The 16,149-nt window shown below is 63.7% G+C and carries 17 protein-coding genes; 5 read left to right on the top strand and 12 right to left on the bottom strand.

The window, feature by feature from the left end:
- Positions 1-204: 204 nt before the first annotated feature.
- The gene (locus BMX07_RS22790) at positions 205-450 is read left to right on the top strand and encodes a helix-turn-helix domain-containing protein (RefSeq protein ID WP_090623320.1); all 246 of its coding nucleotides are present in this window, start codon (positions 205-207) and stop codon (positions 448-450) included.
- Between the two features lie 390 nt (positions 451-840).
- Here BMX07_RS22790 and BMX07_RS24040 read toward each other — a convergent pair whose 3' ends face one another.
- Both BMX07_RS24040 and BMX07_RS24035 read right to left on the bottom strand, forming a co-directional pair.
- Complete coding sequence (locus BMX07_RS24040) at positions 841-1,587, bottom strand: hypothetical protein (RefSeq protein WP_139210991.1); 747 nt, start codon at positions 1,585-1,587, stop codon at positions 841-843.
- Entirely contained in the window at positions 1,587-1,829 is a 243-nt protein-coding gene (locus BMX07_RS24035) for a hypothetical protein (protein WP_139210990.1), read from the bottom strand. The genes BMX07_RS24040 and BMX07_RS24035 overlap by 1 nt, the downstream gene beginning before the upstream one ends.
- A gap of 544 nt (positions 1,830-2,373) precedes the next feature.
- On the opposite strand from BMX07_RS24035, the gene BMX07_RS22785 reads away from it, so the two are divergent.
- Positions 2,374-3,297, top strand: coding sequence for a sulfite exporter TauE/SafE family protein (locus BMX07_RS22785; protein WP_090623177.1), 924 nt, complete (start codon positions 2,374-2,376; stop codon positions 3,295-3,297).
- A 30-nt stretch (positions 3,298-3,327) separates the two neighbouring features.
- Here BMX07_RS22785 and BMX07_RS22780 read toward each other — a convergent pair whose 3' ends face one another.
- From BMX07_RS22780 to BMX07_RS22765, 4 genes are all read right to left on the bottom strand, one after another.
- Positions 3,328-3,591, bottom strand: coding sequence for a DUF7521 family protein (locus tag BMX07_RS22780; RefSeq protein ID WP_090623174.1), 264 nt, complete (start codon positions 3,589-3,591; stop codon positions 3,328-3,330).
- The gene (locus tag BMX07_RS22775) at positions 3,591-3,950 is read right to left on the bottom strand and encodes an ArsR/SmtB family transcription factor (RefSeq protein WP_090623317.1); all 360 of its coding nucleotides are present in this window, start codon (positions 3,948-3,950) and stop codon (positions 3,591-3,593) included. Before BMX07_RS22775 ends, BMX07_RS22780 begins: the two co-directional genes overlap by 1 nt.
- A 278-nt stretch (positions 3,951-4,228) precedes the next feature.
- Positions 4,229-4,735, bottom strand: coding sequence for a hypothetical protein (locus BMX07_RS22770; protein ID WP_090623171.1), 507 nt, complete (start codon positions 4,733-4,735; stop codon positions 4,229-4,231).
- Positions 4,732-5,280: a hypothetical protein gene (locus BMX07_RS22765; RefSeq protein WP_090623168.1), complete on the bottom strand. Its 549-nt coding sequence runs from the start codon at positions 5,278-5,280 to the stop codon at positions 4,732-4,734. Before BMX07_RS22765 ends, BMX07_RS22770 begins: the two co-directional genes overlap by 4 nt.
- Before the next feature lie 116 nt (positions 5,281-5,396).
- Here BMX07_RS22765 and BMX07_RS22760 point away from each other — a divergent pair, with 116 nt between their 5' ends.
- Positions 5,397-7,277 (top strand): polysaccharide deacetylase family protein, encoded by a 1,881-nt coding sequence (locus BMX07_RS22760; protein ID WP_090623165.1) that lies wholly within the window; start codon positions 5,397-5,399, stop codon positions 7,275-7,277.
- Positions 7,278-7,354: 77 nt separating this feature from the next.
- On the opposite strand, the gene BMX07_RS22755 is transcribed toward BMX07_RS22760, so the two are convergent.
- Positions 7,355-8,134: a 2-oxo acid dehydrogenase subunit E2 gene (locus tag BMX07_RS22755; RefSeq protein WP_090623162.1), complete on the bottom strand. Its 780-nt coding sequence runs from the start codon at positions 8,132-8,134 to the stop codon at positions 7,355-7,357.
- Between the two features lie 154 nt (positions 8,135-8,288).
- Here BMX07_RS22755 and BMX07_RS22750 point away from each other — a divergent pair, with 154 nt between their 5' ends.
- On the top strand, positions 8,289-9,014 hold the full coding sequence (locus tag BMX07_RS22750; RefSeq protein ID WP_090623158.1) for a DsbA family protein: 726 nt from the start codon (positions 8,289-8,291) through the stop codon (positions 9,012-9,014).
- A 165-nt stretch (positions 9,015-9,179) separates the two neighbouring features.
- On the opposite strand, the gene BMX07_RS22745 is transcribed toward BMX07_RS22750, so the two are convergent.
- Both BMX07_RS22745 and BMX07_RS22740 read right to left on the bottom strand, forming a co-directional pair.
- Entirely contained in the window at positions 9,180-9,740 is a 561-nt protein-coding gene (locus BMX07_RS22745) for a class I SAM-dependent methyltransferase (RefSeq protein WP_090623154.1), read from the bottom strand.
- Between the two features lie 2 nt (positions 9,741-9,742).
- Positions 9,743-10,183 (bottom strand): DUF302 domain-containing protein, encoded by a 441-nt coding sequence (locus BMX07_RS22740; protein WP_090623150.1) that lies wholly within the window; start codon positions 10,181-10,183, stop codon positions 9,743-9,745.
- A 233-nt stretch (positions 10,184-10,416) separates the two neighbouring features.
- Between BMX07_RS22740 and BMX07_RS22735 the strand changes: the two genes are divergently transcribed.
- Positions 10,417-11,613 (top strand): NAD(P)/FAD-dependent oxidoreductase, encoded by a 1,197-nt coding sequence (locus BMX07_RS22735; protein ID WP_090623144.1) that lies wholly within the window; start codon positions 10,417-10,419, stop codon positions 11,611-11,613.
- A 13-nt stretch (positions 11,614-11,626) separates the two neighbouring features.
- Here BMX07_RS22735 and BMX07_RS22730 read toward each other — a convergent pair whose 3' ends face one another.
- Genes BMX07_RS22730 through BMX07_RS22720 form a run of 3 tightly spaced genes read right to left on the bottom strand, consistent with a single transcriptional unit; the run spans position 11,627 to position 16,100 of the window.
- Positions 11,627-12,658, bottom strand: coding sequence for an SDR family oxidoreductase (locus tag BMX07_RS22730; protein ID WP_090623140.1), 1,032 nt, complete (start codon positions 12,656-12,658; stop codon positions 11,627-11,629).
- A 2-nt stretch (positions 12,659-12,660) separates the two neighbouring features.
- Positions 12,661-14,193: a vitamin K epoxide reductase family protein gene (locus BMX07_RS22725; RefSeq protein WP_090623136.1), complete on the bottom strand. Its 1,533-nt coding sequence runs from the start codon at positions 14,191-14,193 to the stop codon at positions 12,661-12,663.
- Positions 14,190-16,100 carry a glycoside hydrolase family 15 protein gene (locus tag BMX07_RS22720; RefSeq protein ID WP_090623132.1) on the bottom strand — a complete coding sequence of 637 codons (1,911 nt, stop codon included), beginning with the start codon at positions 16,098-16,100 and terminating at the stop codon, positions 14,190-14,192. Before BMX07_RS22720 ends, BMX07_RS22725 begins: the two co-directional genes overlap by 4 nt.
- Positions 16,101-16,149 lie beyond the last annotated feature (49 nt).

Here is a 16,149-nt window from a genome sequence, read left to right as displayed (position 1 = left end):
GCACGTCGGACCTTTCAGGCCCGAACGGGCAGGTCACTACTCCTATTATCACGTGGACCACTAATATTTTACTGTGAAATTCACAGCGAATCTATAGGATATAGTTGTATGTTTATAGAATCGCACTCTGTGTAACGACTCATCGATACTACTATGAGTTCCACAGTGGCACCCACGAGCGTGGTAAGACAGCGAGCGGAGTGGATGCGTCCAGTTGACGAGAAAATACTCGAGACGATGCGTGATGAGGGGAACATGACTCCCAGTGCCCTCGAGCAACTGGACGTGACGGTCGCCAATTACGCAAGCAACCGTCTCTCGAAGATGGCTGACTACGGGCTCGTCGAGCGTGTCGCCCAGGGTCTCTATCGAATTACTGACGACGGAGAAGCATTCCTTGATGAAGAACTAGATGCGGACGAACTCGAGCCAGTCGAAGACACCGAGTAACCATCTCTGTTTTCGTTCCCTACTCAGAACGCAGTTACTCTGTTGATGAACAAACGCTTTAAATTTCATTCTGTCGAGCAATGGTTTTGGATTACAATATTTACGTAAGATAGAACGCGGCAATACTCTGGAAGTCTTTACGATGGATTTCGGTTATACACACGATCAGTCGCATTCGTGTGCATATCCGAAAAACTGATTTTGTCAGCGTACAATCCCTGGGTAGAGTATAAACGAATACAAATTCTTTGATTAAATAACCAGTCGCACTGAGGTTATCACTGTTTTGGTGTGGGTTCAACTAATACATTTTTCTTTAGCGCGCCATATATTCTGAATGTCGAACAATTCTCTGCTACCCTAGGGAGACATAAAATAAAAATTAATAATTCAATCATATTCATCCAATTCTTCCTCGGTTGCAGTTCTTAGAAACTCTCTTATCCCAAAGAAGATACGAATTTCATGCAAAGAAAACATACTGTAAAAAGTTATGTCATTGCCGCCATGTTTTATTGATTTTGATATATAGTTGTCTTTTTCATCTTCTTCAAGTGAGTAAAGGTACCATAAGCATTGATGGTAAATAATTTCCTTAAAGCTAATTAAACCAAACACGGCAATTATCGCCAGTGATGAATAAATGAGAACAGATGCTAGAATCCGTTCAGATTGAGTGATGATAGATGAACTCTGTATCCTTGTGTTGAATAGAAACAATAAACTTAGCAGAAGTGTTCCAAAAGCATATGTATTTCCTGAACTTTGAACTTCTGCTGCTATATTATACTTTGAATAAAAAAACCCAGAAATTAGCGAGGTTAATAAAAACAGTATAGAAAGGCTAATTGGAAGGACGATCTCTGGTGTGATATTTTCAGCCCCGTTATTTGATAAAGCAAACACGGCAATAGTAAGCACTAGAGCTAATAGACTAAGCGTTTCTGTTTTCCGGTCATTACTTTCTTTATGGATTCTTGTAATGTCATTATCAGAAATCGCTTCTCGGGAATATTCCGGAAAGGATAAATAAATAAAAATATGTTGAAGAATGAATACGGATAGTAAAAATATCACTATTAACGCAAATGGGGATTCAACATTCGGTATAATACTAAACACCTGTAGAAGTGTCATTATTCATCACAATCTGGACATGGTCGCCTTCGGCCATGGATACATCTTAAAGGGAAATTTAAAGGCGGCCCCAAAGAAGGATCCCTATTAGATTGTGGATCAAGATTTACAGCTCCCTGCACTTCTAGGGGGGCGTCTTCGAATTGTCTTTCAAATTCTATAATTAGCTCGTCTTCGTTTATTTCAGAATCTGTGGTAAGAATCACTACATATTCTGTAGTTTTTGCATATTTTTCCTCCATGAGAATATATTGGTCACCGATCGCTATAAACCCCACTTATTACTTTCTCATATGTCAAGTAATACAGTATTAGTTGTTTTGGTGTTCTTTTGAAGGTGATTATCCAATAAGATATTCGACTAACTTTGTTGGGTGGATAATCCCCTATTTCGAGTGTTTCAAGTCGAGTTCTGAAAGAAGATATAAAGGGAGAGGGATTCTGTAATTTTTGACGCTATCGCCTTGGCGACACCCCGCGACCCACCCAGAACCCACCGCATCACACGTTTCGACAGCTCCGTTTTCCACCCACAGCCGCCTGAGACGAGAACGGCGACTGCCGTTCGCCGGCGTATTTCGGATAGTATTACTGCTATCTGTGACGTACCGGTTTGTCGATTCGATCGACACGGTCGACGCGAGCGCGTCTCAATCGTCGGTTTTCGAGACTCGTGGCGACTCGAGACGGGAGAATTCTCGCCGGCTCGCGCAGGGAAATACGTGGGGGGTCCCAATCGCATCGAAACGGCGACGCTGCGTCGCTCCGCTTCGCTTTCGAACCAGTATGAGTGCTCCCGAACCCACAGTCGACGTCGAACAGTTTCTCACCAACCTCCTCGAGCTTCGCTCTCGCGAACTGACGATGGTCGGCGCAGCGCTGACCGTGCTCGTCGCCGCGGTCGCGTTCTTCCCCGGGCTCGAGAACGTCGGACGGGGCGTTCAGTCCGACCTCTCGGTCGGCTTGCTCGCCGTGCTGAGTCTGATCGCGATCGTCGCCGGCGTCGTCAAGGGAATGACGGGCTTTGGCTACTCGCTCATCATGACGCCGATCGTCGCGTCGGTGATCGATCCGACCGTCGCCGTCGTCGTCCTGGCGATTCCGCCGTGGATGCTCAACATGTTCCAGATCGCGGAGACCGGTACCGGGTGGTCGTTCGTCCGCGAGGAGTGGTCGCTCCTGGTGCTCGCCGTCGTCGGGACTGTGATCGGCGTCGCGGCGCTGGCGACGTTCAGCACCGGGCCGCTCGTCCCGTTCGCGATCGGTCTCGTCCTCCTCGGCTACGTCGCCTTTCAGGTCGCGCAGAACTTCGTCACGGTCGAGGAGGCCCACCACCCGTTCGCCCTCGGCGCAGCCGGGTTCTCCCAGGGATTCCTGCTCGCCCTCGCGAACCTCGGGCCGCTGCTGCCGGCGTACTTCCACACCTTCGAGCGGGACGCCGAGCGGTACATCGGCGGCCTCTCGATGGTGCTCGGAACGATCTTCACGGTTCGGATCGTCCAGATGGCGCTGTTCACCGACCTGTTGACGACCTACCGGCTCTGGCTCGGTTCGATGATCGCCGTCGTCACCATCGTCGGCCTCCTCCTCGGGACGTATCTCCGACGCCTCGAGTTCGATGAGCGGACGTTCAACTGGTTCGTCGTCGGCCTCCTCTTCGTCATCTCGCTCAACATCTTCCGGAACACCGTGCCGGCGTTGTTCTTCTAATCGGCGAAGCGGCCCGGCGGTCCGCGTCGATCACTTCGTCAGCGACAGGAGAACGAGCACCATCCCGCTCGAGACGATGACCGCCTGCACGAGGGCGGCGGACGCGATCGTCGTTCCGAACACCTGGTAGATGAGACCCTCGCAGACCGCGCCGGCACCGATGAAGACGAAGCCGCCGGAGACGTACAGCATCGGGGTCTGCCCGCTCCGGCGATAGCCGTGGTACGCCAGGTACGCGACGCCGAGGCTGAGGACGAGCGTGATCAGCTTGGCGATCAGGAACGACGCGTCCATCAGTCCTCACCTCGGAGGTCGCTCCAGAGGGACGTGAAGTTGTCCGCGAGTTCGTCGCGGGTCTCGATCGTCAGCGAGAGCTGGCCGTCGGTGATGTCGACGTGGAGTTCCTCGAGCGACGTTTCGAACTTGCTCCGGTGGGAGCCGTCCGCGTCGACGGTGTGCCGTTCCTCGACGAGGCCGTGGTCTTGCAACCGCGACACGCGGCGATAGATCGTCGTGAGCGAGGCGTCGCACTCCTCGCTGAGCGTTTTCGCGGTCTTCGGTCCGCTATCCGCGGCGAGGAGGATCTTCCGCGCGTACTCGTCCGCGAGGATCTGGAAAATTTCCGCCGAGTCCGAGGAGCCGCCGTGATGCACACGATAGAGCGCGTCGGTCACCGCCAAATAGGCCACGATTTGCCGACTCGGCAAATCGCCGGTACCGTCTTGTACCCGTTCGACCGGCGCGACTCTCGGTCCCCGATTTCCGAACCGCCGCTCGGCGACCGAGTGACCCCGACCAGCCGGCCGTCCGTTACACCCCGGCGGGATGGCGGTACGCGAGCCGCGCTGTGAACCCACGAGTGCGGTGAGCGCGGACGTCAGTGTCGGTGCCGCTGACGGCTGAATCGGCGCGATAGCGGTCCGGCGGCGACTCACGACGCGCAGGTCGGACACGTCCGGCGGTGGCGCACGTAGATCACCCCCGCCAGCACCGTCGCGGAGAGCGCGCCGAGGAGGGGCCGTAGCGGATCGAAGTACGTCATGAGCGCGGACGAACTGAACAGCGCGAGCAGGGCGACGTTACAGATCGGACAGCCGACCGCCAGGAACCCGCCGACGAGACCGCCGATCGCCCACCGATCCGCGCCGCTCGAGTTGGCGGCCTCGCTCCCGTCGACGCCTTCGGCTCCGGCTCCGGTGGCGACGACCTCGGTCGCCAGCCGCTGTGCGGTGTAGACGCCCGCCAGCAGTGCGGTCAGCGCCAGAAACAGGTAGTCGACCGGCGTCCGCGGCACCATCCGAACGTACAGTGGATTCGGAACGAGGCCGGTGACGAGGCCGAACAGCAGGAACACGCCGATTCCGGCGGCCGTCCCCCACGCCACCGCTCGGCGGTCCGACCGGATCGACCGGACGAAACCGCGGGCGGACTCCGTCACTTCGTCACCCCCGCCGCGATCGCACACCGGTCGGGGTGGCCCGCCCGTCCGAGGAAGAACAGCAACGCGAGGAGCCCGCCGACGCGGAGCAACGCGCCGTCGTAGGGAAGCGCCGCGATTCCGCCGGCGAACCCGAGGAAACCGAGGAGGCCGGCACCGCAGCTCGCACAGCCCGACGCGAGGAGCCCGGGGACGACGCCGGAGAGATTCGCGAGACTCGAGCGGCCGACGGATCGAAGCTGTGCGACGGCGTTGACGACCGCGACACCCGACAGCAGGGCGTAGAGGACGATGGTTCCGAGGCCGATCCAGCCGTCGGTGCGGTACACCGTTTCCGTGAGCGAGACGAGGACGTACTCGAACCAGTGGAGGCCATCGCCGAGCATCTGGAGCGAGAACGTCGGCATCGTGCTCAGGATCAGCAGGACGTAGGTGGCGACCGTCACGAGCACCAGTCCGATCGTTCCGCGCCACGTCTCGAACGGGTAGGAGACCGCTGCGACAAGGTTCGTCAGATACCCCCTGGCCGAGTCGGGCGTAAACATTCAGGCAAACCGACGCGGGGACGAGTAATATCTCCGGCTCCGATTTGCTGGCTCAGCAAAACGGGATTCGCTTACCGATCGAATAATGACGGTACTGCAGCGGGATCTCTCGATCGATGGCATTCGAACGCGACGCGGACGGCGGATCGTCTCGCCGGCGGCTGCTGGCCGGAGTGACTGCTGCATCGGCGGCGATCGCGGGCTGCATGGACGCGCTGTCGGACGAACTCGGACTGAACGAAGACGAGACGACCGGGGGTCCCGTACGCTGGCCCGCGATCGAAGCCGGCGACGCGCTCTCGGACTTCGAGGACCTCGAGGAGTGGTCCCCACGATCCGGAGCCGTCGAGATCGCGCCCGCCCCCGACGAGGCGCGGGCCGGATCGCAAGCGGCGGTCGTCGAGAGCGACGAGGAGCGGGCCGGCATGGAGATCCGGTTCGCCGACGGCATCGACCTCGAGGACTGGGACGTTTCGCTGGCGGTCAAGCCGGCGTCGGTCGATCGAATCGCCGTCGAAATCCTCGCGCCGACGCGAGACGAACGCCTCACGAGCGTTCGACCGGTGCCGGACGAGTACGACGGCTGGTTCCGGATGGATTGCGGGTACCAGCAGAAGCCGGGGAACGATCCCGATCCCTCGACCGTCACCGGTATCAACGTCGTCGCGCACGGACCCGACGGCGGACCCACCAGACTGCTGGTCGACGACCTGCGACGAACGAAATCGGCCGCGAACGGCGCGGCGATCCTCGCGTTCTACGGCGGGCACGAGTCCCACTACGACGTCGCAGCCGAGATGCTCGCGGAGCGCGGCTGGACGGCGGCGGTTCCGGTCACCCCCGAGCGAATCGGCGACGAGGGACGGATGGGCCTCGACGACCTCCGCGAGCTCCGTGACCGCGAATGGGATATCTGCTCGCTCCCGCAGGCGTCGACGCCGCTCCCGGAACAGCCCGCGGATCGGCAGCGACAGGTCCTCGAGAGCGCTCGAGACGCGCTCGCGAGCGACGGCTTCGAGGACGGGGCGCGCCATCTGTTCGTTCCGGACGGTCGGATGGACGCGGCGACCTACGACGTCGCCCGTGACGTCCACGAGTCGGCGTTCCTGTACAGCGCCGGGACGACTGCCGTGCCGCCGACCGAGATGCACATGATCCCGTACATCTGGGGGCCCGCGCTCCACACCGGCGTTCGCCGTCACGTCAATCTCTCCGATCAGTACGGCCTGTTGACCGTCGTTCGCGTGCCGCGGATCGTCGACGAGGACGACGTTGGCGTCGACGAGAACCGGATGTCGCTGGACGATTTCGGGCTGCTCCTCGATCATTTCGAGCACCGCGGTCTCGACGTCGTCACCCCGTCCGATCTCGTCGACGGGCAGTTCGATCGCGCCGACGGCGACGACGAAACCGCGGGGAGGGAACGGCCGAGCGGCGTCGTCCTCGAGTCGGGGCGGTCCCACGCCGTGGAGGGGTCCGGGTCGAGCGAGTCGCAGACGGTCGCCCTCGACGACGGCGTCCTCGTCGCGAACGTCTCCCACGACGGCTCGACGATCGCCGTCGACGTGAGCGACGTCGACGGGAGCGGACGCAGCGAGAATCTGTTAACCACGTCCGGGAACGCCACCGGCGAGTCGATCATGGCCGTCGAGAGCGGGACGTACGGACTCGAGGTCGACGCCGACGGCGCGTGGTCGATCGACCTCTCCCAGCCGGCGGTCCGCGCCGCCGATCTCACGGACCTCCCAGTGCAGGCGTCCGGGACCGGATCGGCGTTCGTCGGCCCGCTGTGGACCGTAGGCGACGCCAGGGTGGTCGCGACGCACGACGGCGACGGACAGTTTATCGTCGACGGCTACGGCGCGGACGGCAGCCGAGAGATACTCGCCCACCGGACCGGCGAGTTCGACAACTCGCGATCGTACAAGGCCGGCGGCGTCGTCTGGCTCAACGTCGAGGCCGACGGCGACTGGACGCTCGAGGTCGTCGACTCGTAGCGAGCGTGCGGTGACAGCGAATCCGACGACCGTCTCGGGTGACGGTCTCGAGCGAGCCGTTGCGGTCCCCGTTCGTGCTACGATCGTAGCCCGTGAGCGTTCTCGATGAGTTCCCGCAACCGCTGAACGAATCGGGCAGCCGGTGCACCGTCGACGACGTCGTGATCGAACGTCACCGTCAGATCGAGAACCGCGCGGGTCGTTACCGCCCCATCGGACATCCTCGGCTTCCTGCTGATACCGCCGATGGTCAGCTGTAACGTGTAGTTCGTCGGGGCAACCGCCCAGCCGCCGCCCTGACCGAACATCCCGACAGAGGTGACGGCGACGGTCCCCGCCATGGTCTTCCAGCGGCGGGGAAACCACTGCGGGAGCCGCCAGACGAGACGCCGAACGACCCCGGGGAGTCGTAGCGCGAGTTGCCCCATTCGGGGGAGTTCCGTCGGGTCCGGGGATTCCTGGGCCGTTCGGATTTCGTCGTGAATCGACCGGACGGACCTGTGATTGGCCCCTCTGAGGACGTGCGGGACACCCATTCGCTCACCCTGGACCGTCGTCTCGATGAGTACGTTCACGTCGACGTCGTCGAAGACGTGTACTCGACCACGCCAGTCCCGATACGCGTTGACCCGGGGGTGGTCGTCGATGGATCGCGCGAGACAGGATACGACAAACGCGGTGAACGAAAGCGACTCTCCCGTCTCCGCTTCGATGGTTTGGAGCCGTTGCCTGGCTTCGGTAACGTCGATCTCTACGAGGCCGTGGACGTTGCTTCGCTGGCCCGCCGTCCGCATGTAGTCGACCGTCCCTCGACGACGGGGGGAGAGCCGCTCGATACGAGCACCATTGTCGCTCATAGCTCTCGTACCGCAGGCGGAACCATATCGCTTGACCACTCGCGGGAGACTACTGGCTAGCGCGGGCGTCGATACCGCGCTCGAGGCCGATTTGCTGACTCGGCAAATCGCCGGTTCCGTTACGAACACGGACCAGAAACGGTCGGAGACACCGATGTCGATCGATCATCCGTCCCGCCGTGCCGTCCTCGCCGGTTCAGTCGTGACCGTCGGCGCTGGCGGCACCTACTATCTCACGCGAACCGACGAGCGCGCTCACGACCTCTCCCCCTCGCTGCACTCGAGCGACGAGACGTCCGCGCTGGGCGTCGATCTCGCCGGAAAGCCGATCGTGGGCTCGCCCGAAGCGTCGCTCGAGATCTACTACTGGACGGACTTCCAGTGCCCGTTCTGCGAGCGGTTCGAACGGGAGACGTTCCCCGACCTCGTCCGGGAGTACGTCGAGCCCGGCGACGTTCGCGTCGTGGTGATTACGGTGCCGTACTTCGGCGCGGATTCGATGACCGCCGCGGTCGCGAGCACGTGCGTCTGGGCGCAGGTTCGCGACGACGATCCGTCCGCGTACTGGGACTGGCATGCGGCGGTCTTCGAGGAACAGGGCGAGAAGAATTCGGGGTGGGCGTCGACCGAGAAGCTCCTCGAGTACACCCGTTCGGTCTCCGGCGTCGACGCGGCCGCCCTCGAGTCGTGTCTCGACGACCGGCGGCCGGAACTCGAAGCCGAGATCGAGTCCGATGCGGAACGGGCGACAGCGTTCGGCGTGTCGGGGACGCCGACGTTCGTCGTCTTCGAGCCGGAATCCGAATCCGCCGGCACGCTCGTCGGCGCACAGCCCATCGAACGCTTCGACGAGGCGATCGAGCGGGTCCGGGACGCGTGACGTCGATCGCGCTCGCGCGGTCGGTCTCACTTACCCGTATTCGAATACGCGAGCCATTCCTCGCTCGGCCTACGACTGCCGCAAAAAATGCGGGGCATGCCAGCGCGCGTCCGAAAAACGCGGCCGCGAGACCGGCCGGAAACCGTTTCCGACCGAATGGGGACCTCACTCGAGCGTCGCGATCAGCAGGAGGGTCTCCGGTCGGACGGCCTCGTGTTCGACGACGAATCCTGCGTCCCGGAGGGCCGTCGCCGCCTCGTCGGCGCTGAATCGCTCGTCGACCGGCGGCCCGTGTTCGCCCGATCCGGTGGCCGCCCAGTCGACGACGACGAGTCGGCCGTCGGGTGCGAGGACCCGTCGGATCTCGGCCAGTGACGCGTCGCTCGCGAACTCGTGGTAGGTCATCGTCGAGAACGCGGCGTCGACGCCGCCGTCGTCGAACGGCAGGTCGCTCACGTCGCTGGTCACGAGGTCGACGTTCTCGGGGACGCCCTTCTCACGGTAGTACTCGTGCATCGCCTCCTGGACGTCGACCGCGTGGACCGCGTCGGCGTGGGGTGCGACGTCGTCGGTGAAGAAGCCGGTTCCGCTGCCGAGGTCCGCGACGGTGTCGTCCGACGAGAGCGAGAGCGCCCACAGCAGTTCCTCGGCCGAGAGGAATCGGTATCGCTTCCCGGCCTCCTCCAGTTTGTCCGCTCGCGACGCGTCGAACGTGTGGTATCCCATCGTTACAGGTCCTCGAAGGCGGCATCGACGAGTTCGCCGGTCTCCGCTACGATGTCCGCCATCTCCTCGTCGTCCGGTGCCACGCCGACGAGCCGCGCGATCCGCATGATCGAGACGTGGTAGACGCGCTGTCGGCCGGGTTCTTCCTCCCAGACGACGACATTACACGGGAACAGCGCACCGAGTTTCCCGTCAGTAGCGTCGAGCGCTCGGTCGGCTACCGCCGGGTTGCACGCGCCGAGCACGTAATACGGGTCGCGGTCGGCGTCGACCTTCTCGTTGAGCAACTCCGAGGGGGAGAACTCGACGGGGACGCCGAACCCCGCATCGGTGAACACGTCGCGGACGTGTTCGATCGCCGCTTCGTGGTCCATCTCGAGGACGGTCTGCGTCTCGCCGATGTCGTCCGGATCGAGTCGGGCAGGGTCGATGGGGAGCGTCATGCGTGTGTAGTATTGTGTCTGCTACGAAAATTACTTCCGGATTCCGTCGCCGACGCCGCGCGGCGTCGGCATATCCCGCGTGCGAGTCGCGGTCGACGACACCGCGGACCGTCCTCGACGGCGTCGTTCGACGACCGAGACCAGTATCTCCCCGTGATTCTCCTGAATGTGTGGTGTATCAGGTAGTCTCATTACGGTCGATATTGTTGGTTCCGCTCGAGAGGAGGACTGCGATGGACGGAAATCAGTCGACCGCGGCGGTACTCGGCGGATCCGTCTCCGGACTCGCGGCAGCGACGGGGTTGATCCGGATCGCGGATTTCGATCGGGTGACCGTCTACGAACGACAGGAGTACGACGAGAAGCGGGTCGACTGCGGCGAGGCGATCAACGATACGACGCTGATACCGCTCGCACCGACGCCAGAAAACGGATTCGTCAACGACGTCGACGGGTTCCAGCTCCGCGTGTACGACGGCACCGATCGGCCGGTCGATGCACCACCGCTGGCGACGGCGAACCTGCACTGCGAGCCCGGATACATCTGTGAACGCGACGTCGTCGAACGGCGGTGGGCAGCGGCGCTCGAGGCCAGGGGCGTCGAATTCCGAACCGGCCGATCGGTCTCGCCGAACGACTACGCGGACATCGTGGACTCGTACGACTACGTCGTCGACGCGTCGGGGCAGCCGTCCCTGACGCTCAAAGCGAGAGGGGAGACACTCGAGTACACGGGGGACATGGTTGCCCTCAACGCGACCGTCGAGGGCGACTTCTCGGCGTACGCGAACTGGCCGCGGATCTTCTTCGAGGGGTACGTCGGCTACGCCTGGGCGTTCCCCAAGTCCGATAGCCACGCGAACGTCGGAATCGGCTGGGCGGGGGACCGACGGCCGGACGATTACTTCGGCGCACTCGAGACCGCCGCGGAGCGAAATTCGTTTCCGGTCCCGGACCGGTCGGACGTGAATGTCGCCACCATCCCGAAAGGGCCGAGCCTCGATTCCGCCCGTGCCTACTACCCGGACGAAAACGTGTTTCTCGTCGGCGATGCGGCCGGAATCGCCAACCGATACCAGGGAGAGGGAATCTGTCAGGGGATCAGATCGGCGTACCTCCTCGCGACTCTGATCGCGAACGGGAACGAGTCCGCGTACCCGCAGGAACTGTACGACCTGATGCGGTCGGAGTACCGACTCGCGCACCTGATGCGCGGCACGTGGGTCGAACACGAAGACCCCGAACTCCTGGCGTCCATCGCGGACGCGCTCGAGGGACTGACGATCGACGACGTCACCCGTCGCCCTGCGACGGTGCTCCGGCGCATCGTGAGCCGGCCGACGACCGCGATCGAACTGTTCGCCGACGCCGGAATGCTCGGGCGCATCTACGGGAGCTACACCGATACGTGGGAGTATTCGTCGGTGTAGCGCGGCATCGCGATCAGCGTTCAGGCGAGTCGGCCGAGACGAGGCGCCGACCGAGAACTGCGCTCACGATCGCCGCGACGAGGCCGGCGAGTACGGCGAGCGGCCGTCGGTGCATCGACGCTTGCAGCTGGTAGCTCCGGTCGTGCGCCCGGTCGTCGAACCGGCCGTGAGCACCGAAGTCGCCCGCGACCGGCTCGTGGAGGTTGTGTTCCCGGTCGGGAGCGACCGGCTCGTCGGTCAGCTGGGAGTCGTACCCGCCGCTCGCGAGATAGTTGTCGAGCCGTCGGGGGATCAGCCGATTGCCGAGAATCGCCTTCACCGTCGAGCGCCCGACCCAGAGTTCGTCCTTGCCGCGATCGACGACCCAGGTGATCGCTCGAGCGGCGACCTCGGGTTGGTAGATCGGGGGCACCGGCTGCGGTTTCTGCGGGAGTCGGCTCTTCGACCACTCGAACTGTGGCGTGTTCATCGCGGGCATCTGCACCATCGAGAGCTGCACGTCGCAGTCGTCGTGGATGAGTTCCGTCCGCACGGATTCCGTGTATCCCTGTATCGCGTGTTTCGCGCCGCAGTAGGCCGACTGTAGCGGAATGCCGCGATACGCCAACGCCGAGCCGACCTGCACGATCGTTCCCTCGTCGCGAGGTCGCATTCGGTCGAGCGCGGCCTGCGTACCGTAGACGTAGCCGAGATACGTGACCTCGGTGACGCGGCGGTAGTCCGCGGCGGTCATCTCCGCGGCCGGCGAGAACACCGAGACCATCGCGTCGTTTACCCAGACGTCGATCGGGCCGAACGCGTCCTCGACGGTTTCGGCCGCGGCCTCGACCTGCTCGGGATCGGCGATGTCGGTCGGGACGGCGATCGCCTCGCCGCCGGCTCGTTCGACGTCTTCGCGCGCGCCCTCGAGGCCGTCCTCGCCCCGCGCGAGCAGGCCGATCTTCGCGCCGCGTTCGGCGAACGCGCGAGCGGTGGCTCGCCCGACGCCGGCCGACGCTCCTGTGATAACGACAACGTCCGAGTCGGGTGTGCTTGTGCCGGACATGATCAGTTTGCGAGGGGGTTCAATCGGGTGACCGTCTCGAGGGTTGCGTAGCGCTCCCAGCCGCCGTAGCGGTCCGCGATCGGACCGCGCGGGACGCTGAGCGCCAGGACGAGCGCACCAGCGACGGTGGCGTTGATCGCGGCGAGCGCCGGGACGCCGCCGAGCAGCCAGGGGGCGACGACGATCCACGCGGCCAGCGGGACGTTGCACAACCGGATCGCGCGGGCGGGTTCAGCGGTCGCGATCACGGTGAAGGAGACGATCAGCGAGCCGACCAGGTGGCTGCTGTCGGCCATGAGTCCCGAGGTCCCGAAGACCGTCGGGGAGAGCATGAGCCAGGCGCCAACCGCCATCGCGGCCAGCAGCGTCCACGGGGTCGAGACGCCCCAGAACGGCTCGCTGATCGGCGAGTCCCCGATGGGGCGCGTGGACGCGTCGCCGACGCCGGCCTCGTCTTCGGAGATGGTACCGCCCATCCAGAAGGCAGTCCAGAGGCTGTCGCCCTGACGCATCAGCCGAACGACGTACTGTCCCATCGCGACGACCTCGTCGACGGTCAGCGAGATCATCCACAGCATACCGAAAGCCGACAGGAGACAGAGGGTACACCACGTCCCGACCATGATCGGCTGGAAGATGACCAGCAGTACCTGCACGAACCCGAGCGGAATCACGACGATGCCGAAGAACGCGACCATCCACGGCATCGTGCGCCAGCGCCGTCGATCGCCCATGAACCCCATCAGGGCTTCGACCGAGTAGGCGACCGCGCCGAGGCCGGCGTCGGAGACCGGAAACGCCGCGGACACCTTCGACGTGAGGATCTGCTCGGTGCCCGACCCGTACAGCGGATCCCAGACGCTACCGATGTACTCGAGTTGATAGGCGGCCATGTACCACGAGGCGAAGAAGCCGAAGACGCCGAGCGCGATCAGCGGCGCGCGCTGGGCGCCGGTCGAGGGGTTGTACGACCAGCCCGGGGGCACGGCCGGGCCGTCCATCTCGGAGCGCATCACGATGAGCACTGTAAACGTGATCACCATGATGCCCACGAGCGAGTTGTTGGCGTACGCCGCGGCCGTCGGCGCCCAGAACGCGATCGGCGAGAACACAAGCCACAGGCCGACGAAGCCGTTGGCGTAGTTGGCGTAGCCGCTCTCCCGGACGATCGTGAGCCCGGCGAGCGCGATCAGGACGAGTCCGGTGAGGACGGTACTCCAGGTCATCAGTGCGCTCCCGTAGCGCAGCGTCGGCGGACTGACGAGGAGCCAGACCCCGAGCGAGATGACGGCGTACTGCGGCCAGATCTCCTCGGTCGGGTGCGAGAGCATCATGTCGCCCGGCCGCGTCGAGCCGTCGTCGTCACCCTCCCCATCGCTGTGCTCTCGATCCTGTTCACCGTTCTCCTCGGTCTGCCCGTTACCGCTGTCGTCGCGTCGCGTCCCGCCGTCGGTTCGCGGGCGTCTCGCGTCTGGCGCGGTCGGGACGGCGTCCAATTCTCCGTTCGAATCGTCGTGTCTCTCGTCGTCGGTCATTGGGTATTCCTCCTCTCGGTATCGGTCGGCTGGCGGACGATCTCGGCGCTCGAGCGCTCGTCCGCGGTCCACTGGTCGAATCCGAGCGGCGCCCGCCTCTCGCGGTTCGAGTCGCCCGCGTCGGCGAGGTAGAGGACGCTGTTGATAAGGCCGATGTGACTGTACGCCTGCGGAACGTTGCCGCGCTGTTCGCCGGTTTCAGGGTCGATCCCCTCCGCGAACACCCCGAGCGGGCTGGCGTACTCGAGGATCGACTCGAACCGATCGCGGGCCTCGTCGGTCCGTCCTGCCAGCGCGAGCGCGGTGACGAGCCAGAACGAACAGACGATGAACGGGCTCGTCTCGCCAGGGAGTCCGTCGTCGCCCTCGTAGCGCCGGACGAGCCCGTCGCTGGTCGCCAGTCGATCGATCGTCGCGTCGATCGTGCACTGAACGCGGGCGTCGTCGGGCGGAAGCAAGCCGACGACGGGAACGAGCAGGTTCGCCGCGTCGAGCGTCTCGTCGCCGAACGACCGGACGAAACTGTCCGTGCGCTCGCTGTACCCGCGCTCGAGGATCGCCTCGCGGACGTCCTCGCGACAGGTCCGCCACCGTTCGAGCGGGGCCGACACGTCGTCGGCGGCGTCGGCGAGTTTGATTCCGCGGTCCAGGGCCGCCCAGCACATCACTTTCGAGTAGACGTACTGTTGCGGGTCGTTACGGGGCTCCCAGATGCTGGCGTCGGGCCGGTCCCAGTCCTCGCAGACGGCGTCGATGAGACCGCGCATGACCGCCCAGTCGTCGGTCGTCACCGCTTCGCCGTAGCGGACGCTCTCGTAGATCGCGAGGATCAACTCGCCGTAGACGTCGAGCTGTCGCTGCTGACGGGCCGCGTTACCGACGCGAACGGGAGCCGATCCGCGGTAGCCCTCGAGGTGATCGAGGGTGCGCTCCTCGAGGTCGTCGCCCCCGTGGAGCCCGTAAACCGGCGGGATGTCGGCGGGGTCGTGGCCTCGACAGTGGTCGAGACAGAGTTGAAAGTACGAGCGCGCCTCCGCGAGGTGCCCCAGCTCGGCCAGCGCCTGGACCGTGAAGGCCGCGTCGCGGATCCAGTTGAACCGATAGTCCCAGTTGCGGACGCCGCCGAGGTCCTCGGGGAGCGACGTCGTCGGCGCTGCACACACGGCGCCCGTTCCGCGGTGAATGAGGAGTTTGAGGACGAGCGACGACCGAACTGCCAGCTCGTGCCACGGTCCGCCGATGGGACAGTCCGCCCCGTCACAGTCGTGGCTCCACCCCCGCCAGTAGTCGACGACGTCGTCGAGCACCTCCCGGTGGCGTGACGGCTCGAGCGGGATCGCCTCGCCGTAGCCGAGGACCAGCCAGCGCCTCTCGCCGGCCTCGAGCGTCGCCGTCGCGCTCCCGCCGTGGCCCTCGGCCGTCGGTTCGAGCGGCACGTCGCTCGTGAGGACGGCCCGCTCGTCGTCGCCGATCGCGACGACGCCGTCGGATGTCGGCTCGACGGCGGGGACGTCCCGCGCGTAGTCGAACCGCGGCTCGAACGAGACCGTGAACTCGAGCGGACCGTCGTCACACTCGAGCCGTCGGTAGATAGCGGGCGGCCGGTCGGCCGATCCGGTCGCCTCGGCGACCGGCATGAAGTCCGTCACCGTCGCGCTGCCGTCGGCGGTCCGGAACGTCGTCTCGAGGACGTTCGTCCGGTCGCGGTACCGCTGGATCGACTCGAACGACCGCGTCGGCTGGACGGAGAAGCGGCCGCCGCGGTCGGCGTCGAGGATCGCGGCGAAGACGCTCGGCGACTCGACGTGTGGCAACGGACACCAGTCGATCGAACCGTCGCGGCCGACCAACGCGACCGTATTCCCGTCACCGATCGCGCCGTACTCAGTGAGGCGTTTGTACTGCATCACGTCTGGTTGTGTTCGTAGGCGGCGTGCAGTCGTTCGGATGCTGTCG

The sequence above is a fragment of the Natrinema salaciae genome (assembly GCF_900110865.1).
Taxonomy (GTDB): Archaea; Halobacteriota; Halobacteria; order Halobacteriales; family Natrialbaceae; genus Natrinema; species Natrinema salaciae.
This window is presented reverse-complemented; position numbering and strand designations above follow the sequence as displayed.

Coding starts and splice junctions, on each gene's coding strand:
- BMX07_RS22745 (WP_090623154.1), bottom strand. CDS start 9,740: ATGGGATACCACACGTTCGACGCGTCGCGAGCGGACAAACTGGAGGAG.
- BMX07_RS22725 (WP_090623136.1), bottom strand. CDS start 14,193: ATGACCGACGACGAGAGACACGACGATTCGAACGGAGAATTGGACGCC.
- BMX07_RS22730 (WP_090623140.1), bottom strand. CDS start 12,658: ATGTCCGGCACAAGCACACCCGACTCGGACGTTGTCGTTATCACAGGA.
- BMX07_RS22750 (WP_090623158.1), top strand. CDS start 8,289: ATGTCGATCGATCATCCGTCCCGCCGTGCCGTCCTCGCCGGTTCAGTC.
- BMX07_RS24035 (WP_139210990.1), bottom strand. CDS start 1,829: ATGGAGGAAAAATATGCAAAAACTACAGAATATGTAGTGATTCTTACC.
- BMX07_RS22720 (WP_090623132.1), bottom strand. CDS start 16,100: ATGCAGTACAAACGCCTCACTGAGTACGGCGCGATCGGTGACGGGAAT.
- BMX07_RS22760 (WP_090623165.1), top strand. CDS start 5,397: ATGGCATTCGAACGCGACGCGGACGGCGGATCGTCTCGCCGGCGGCTG.
- BMX07_RS22740 (WP_090623150.1), bottom strand. CDS start 10,183: ATGACGCTCCCCATCGACCCTGCCCGACTCGATCCGGACGACATCGGC.
- BMX07_RS22765 (WP_090623168.1), bottom strand. CDS start 5,280: ATGTTTACGCCCGACTCGGCCAGGGGGTATCTGACGAACCTTGTCGCA.
- BMX07_RS22780 (WP_090623174.1), bottom strand. CDS start 3,591: ATGGACGCGTCGTTCCTGATCGCCAAGCTGATCACGCTCGTCCTCAGC.
- BMX07_RS22735 (WP_090623144.1), top strand. CDS start 10,417: ATGGACGGAAATCAGTCGACCGCGGCGGTACTCGGCGGATCCGTCTCC.
- BMX07_RS22755 (WP_090623162.1), bottom strand. CDS start 8,134: ATGAGCGACAATGGTGCTCGTATCGAGCGGCTCTCCCCCCGTCGTCGA.
- BMX07_RS22790 (WP_090623320.1), top strand. CDS start 205: ATGCGTCCAGTTGACGAGAAAATACTCGAGACGATGCGTGATGAGGGG.
- BMX07_RS24040 (WP_139210991.1), bottom strand. CDS start 1,587: ATGACACTTCTACAGGTGTTTAGTATTATACCGAATGTTGAATCCCCA.
- BMX07_RS22785 (WP_090623177.1), top strand. CDS start 2,374: ATGAGTGCTCCCGAACCCACAGTCGACGTCGAACAGTTTCTCACCAAC.